The organism is Kitasatospora sp. NPDC004799, from assembly GCF_040609095.1.
Lineage (GTDB): Bacteria > Actinomycetota > Actinomycetes > Streptomycetales > Streptomycetaceae > Kitasatospora.
Window position 1 is genome coordinate 1 of record NZ_JBEXJK010000578.1, and the last position, 3,885, is coordinate 3,885.

Consider the following 3,885-nt stretch of genomic DNA (forward strand, 5'->3'; position numbering starts at 1 on the left):
GGTTCGAGCGGGCCGAGGGCCGCCGTCCGCGCATCCTGGTCGCCAAGATGGGCGAGGCGCCCCCGCCCTCGCCGCCCCGCCGGCGGCCGATCCAGTCCCGAAGTCCCACCCGGCTCACCCGCCTTCGCTGATGCGGGTGTTGAGCCGGGCGATCTCCCTGACCCACTGCCCGCGTTCGCGGTGGGTCAGGTCGAGGATGTCCTCCCGCTGCCAGTGGAAGTGGTACGCGATGTACGCGATCTCCTCGTACAGCCGAGCAGGCGCGTACGTCACGATTCCCCCAGGCGCCCACCGGCGAGGTCGACCTCGAAGGCGCCGTCGCAGTGCGGGCAGGTCACCGCGGCGCGCGTGTGCCCCTCGCTGTTGATCCGCTGGTAGAGGTCCTGGAGGAAGGCCACGTCGGTGGCGTACATCCGCTCGACGACCCCGGCGTGCACGTCGGTGATGTCGCCCAGCCGGGTGATCACGTGGCTGAGCAGCACCACGCTGAGGTACGCCGGGTTCTCCTTGACCCGCAGGTCGATCTGCGGCATCAGCTCGTCGCGCGCGGTGGCCAGGCGCATCGCGCCGTGCCGGTGGACGGTGCCCTCGTCGTCGACGTAGCCGAGCGGCAGCTCGAACTCGAACTCCGTGTGCGGCACCCGTCCCCGGGCCTGCGCCGCCGGGGCGGCCGCCGGGGCCGGCTGCTGCGGCGCGGTGTTCTGCGGGGCCGGAGCCCCTTCCAGCAGCTCCTCCAGGCCGATCTTGCGCCTCACTCGACCGAGATCTCCTCGAACACGATGGTCACGGTCTCGGTGGCGGCGCTGGACTCGCCGGCGCTGAGGGTGGGGCCCTCCCAGCGGCTCGCCCAGGCGTTGGTCAGCTGGATGCGCCGCAGGGTGGCACCGGTGGTGTCCTTCACCTCGATGGTGAGGTTCTGCCGCGCGGTGTTGATCGCCCCGTTGTTGAGGGTCTCCTTGATCCAGTCCGTGAACGCGCCGCTCTTGTCCAGGCCGCGGGTGATGGTCACCTCGCCGGGGAGCCGGGCGCCGGGCTGCTTGCGGACGATCAGTTTGCCCTCTTGGGTCACCTGCTTGTACTCGACGACGTCCTGTTCGACCGTCAGGTTGCTGATCTCCTTGACGGACTCGACGTTGTAGCCGCCGAGCTGGACGCCGAATATGTGTGTGGAGAGCGGATCGCCTTCAGCCATGGGTTTGTGTCACCTTCCGATGCGAGGGGGTGGTGCCGACCGGGCCGGTCACTCGTTGACGAGGCTCGTGCTGTCGGAGAACTGGGACAGCCGGAACACCACGAACTCCGCGGGCTTGACCGGGGAGACGCCGATCTCGCAGACCACCTGGCCGAGGTCGATGGACTCCGGCGGGTTGTTGTCGCGGTCGCACTTGACGTAGAAGGCCTCGGCCGCGGTCTGGCCGAACAGGGCCCCGCGCCGCCACTCCTCGGTGAGGAACGCGGTGATGTTCCGGCGGATGCTGGACCAGAGCCGGTCGTCGTTGGGTTCGAAGACCACCCACTGGGTCCCCAGGAGGATCGACTCCTCCAGGTAGTTGAAGAGCCGGCGCACGTTCAGGTAGCGCCACGCGGGGTCGGAGGAGAGGGTGCGCGCGCCCCAGATCCGGATGCCGCGGCCGGGGAAGGCCCGGACGCAGTTGACCCCGATCGGGTTGAGCAGGTCCTGCTCGCCCTTGCTGAGCCGGATCTCCAGGTCCACCGCGCCGCGGATGACCTCGTTGGCGGGCGCCTTGTGCACGCCGCGCTCGGCGTCGCTGCGCGCCCACACCCCGGCGACGTGGCCGCTCGGCGGGACCAGCACGTTGCGGCCGCTCGCCGGGTCGAACACCTTGATCCACGGGTAGTAGAGCGCGGCGTAGCGGGAGTCGAAGCCCGCCTCGTCGTTGCGCCAGGTGCGCATCCGCTGGGCGCTCAGGCCGGGCGGCGGGTCCAGCACGGCGATCCGGTCGCCCATCTGCTCGCAGTGCGACATCACCGCCAGCTGGACGGTGCGCAGGCCCTCGTCGTCGAGGTCGCCGCGCTGGTAGGCGCTCATCAGGTCGGGCACCGCGACCATGGTGATCTCGTCGATCGCCTCCAGGCCGCCGAAGCCGGTCCGGGCGGCGGCGTCGCCGACGTACTCGGCGGGGTCGAGCCGGCCGGTCGGCACCGCGGCGGGCGCGGGCGCGGCGGCCAGGGCGTGGGTGCGGCGCTCGGGGCGGCTCGGCGCGGTGCCGGGCTGCTCGGCGACGGCGACCAGCTTCGACTCGCGCAGCTGGGTGACGACGTAGCCCTTGGTGCTCTTGCGGGTCGAGACGTCGTACGTCTCGGCGACCTCGCTGCCCCGGCGCACCAGCAGCCGGAACCGGTCCTCGGGGACGTTCTCCCCCTCCAGGTCGGCGACCTCGACGGAGACCTCGCCGCCCGCGCCGGGCCGGGCGGAGAAGAGGAAGCCCGCGATCTCGACGGGCGGGGCCGCGGCGACGGCGGGGGCGGCGCCCGGGGTCCGCCGGGCCGGGTCGCCGACCCGGACCACGTAGGCGGAGCCGCCGCCGTTGGCGAAGAAGCCGTACACCGAGTGCGCCAGGTAGGTGCCCTCGGTGAAACCTCCGAACCGCTGGACGTACTGGTCCCAGTTGGTCACCAGCGTGGGCTCGTGGAACGGTCCGGTCTCGGCGAAGCCGACGAAGGCGGCGACGGCCGTGCCGACGCCCTCGATCGGCCGGGCACCGGACTGGACCTCCTCCACGTACACGCCCGGGGTGAGGTACGACGGCATACGCGCTCCTTCGGCTGGCCACTCATTTCGCCGGTCATTCGCCCCCGAGTCTGCTGCCGGGCACCGGCCGCGACCATGCCCGCAGGTCCCGCACCGGGGGCAGGAACCACTGCCCCCGGCGGCACCCTCGGACGCCCTGTCAGCTCCTGGAGCGCGCCCGGGCCCTGGCGAGCCCCGGGACCGGTCAGCGCCCGGGACCGGCCCGCCCCGGGACCGGTCAGCCGTGCCCGGCGTCCGCTCAGCCGTGCCCGGTGTCCCCGAGGACGCCCAGCCACGGCCCGAACTCGCTCGCCAGCACCAGCCGGCCGAGCTTGCGGTACTCCCCGACCACCGCGGTGACCAGCTGCGCCATGCCCAGCGGGGCACCCGCCCCGGCCGCCAGGTAGGCCGCGGAGACCGCGCAGGCCCGGATCGAGCCGCCGGAGAGCTCGAAGCTCCGGGCGCAGAAGTCCAGGTCGAGGTCGTCGCCGCGGGGCACCAGCGGCCCCAGGCAGCGGTCCCACAGCAGGCGCCGCTGCGCCTCGTCCGGCAGCGGGAACTCCGCGATGACGTCCAGCCGCCGGGTGAACGCCTCGTCGAGGTTGGCCCGCAGGTTGGACGTCAGCACCGCGATCCCGTCGAAGGACTCCATCCGCTGGAGCAGGTAGGCCGTCTCCACGTTGGCGTGCCGGTCGTGGGCGTCCTTGACCTCGGAGCGCTTGCCGAACAGCGCGTCCGCCTCGTCGAACAGCAGGACGCCGTTCACCTGGGCGGCCTCGGTGAAGATCCGCTCCAGGTTCTTCTCGGTCTCGCCGATGTACTTGTCCACCACGGTGGAGAGGTCCACCACGTAGAGCTCCATGCCGAGTTCGGCGGCGACCACCTCGGCCGACATCGTCTTGCCGGTGCCGGACTCCCCGGCGAACAGCGCGATCACCGCGCTCCCCCGGCCGCCGCCCGGGCGCATCCGCCAGCGCCCGAGGACCTGGTCGCGGTGCCGGGCCCGCAGCACGAGTTCGCGCAGCCGGCCGGCGGTGGGGGCGGGCAGCACCAGGTCGGACCAGCCGACCGCGGGCTCGATCCGGCGGGCGAGCCGGGCCAGGCCGGCGGCGTTCTGCGCGCGCACCGCCGTC

Annotated in this window: 5 protein-coding genes; all 5 read right to left on the reverse strand. The window is 72.7% G+C overall.

Going from position 1 to position 3,885, the window contains the following annotated elements; all coding sequences use genetic code 11:
• Positions 1-114 precede the first annotated feature (114 nt).
• Positions 115-273: a DUF6760 family protein gene (locus ABZW03_RS38315; RefSeq protein ID WP_181970396.1), complete on the reverse strand. Its 159-nt coding sequence runs from the start codon at positions 271-273 to the stop codon at positions 115-117.
• A complete protein-coding gene (locus tag ABZW03_RS38320) occupies positions 270-755 on the reverse strand; it encodes a hypothetical protein (protein WP_355269114.1) in 486 nt (161 codons plus the stop codon). Before ABZW03_RS38320 ends, ABZW03_RS38315 begins: the two co-directional genes overlap by 4 nt.
• Positions 752-1,192, reverse strand: coding sequence for a phage tail protein (locus ABZW03_RS38325; RefSeq protein WP_030290301.1), 441 nt, complete (start codon positions 1,190-1,192; stop codon positions 752-754). Before ABZW03_RS38325 ends, ABZW03_RS38320 begins: the two co-directional genes overlap by 4 nt.
• A gap of 48 nt (positions 1,193-1,240) precedes the next feature.
• Positions 1,241-2,773 (reverse strand): phage tail sheath family protein, encoded by a 1,533-nt coding sequence (locus ABZW03_RS38330; protein ID WP_355269116.1) that lies wholly within the window; start codon positions 2,771-2,773, stop codon positions 1,241-1,243.
• Between the two features lie 238 nt (positions 2,774-3,011).
• Positions 3,012-3,885: ATP-binding protein (locus ABZW03_RS38335; protein WP_355269118.1), on the reverse strand; the 874-nt coding region annotated here is incomplete at its 5' end.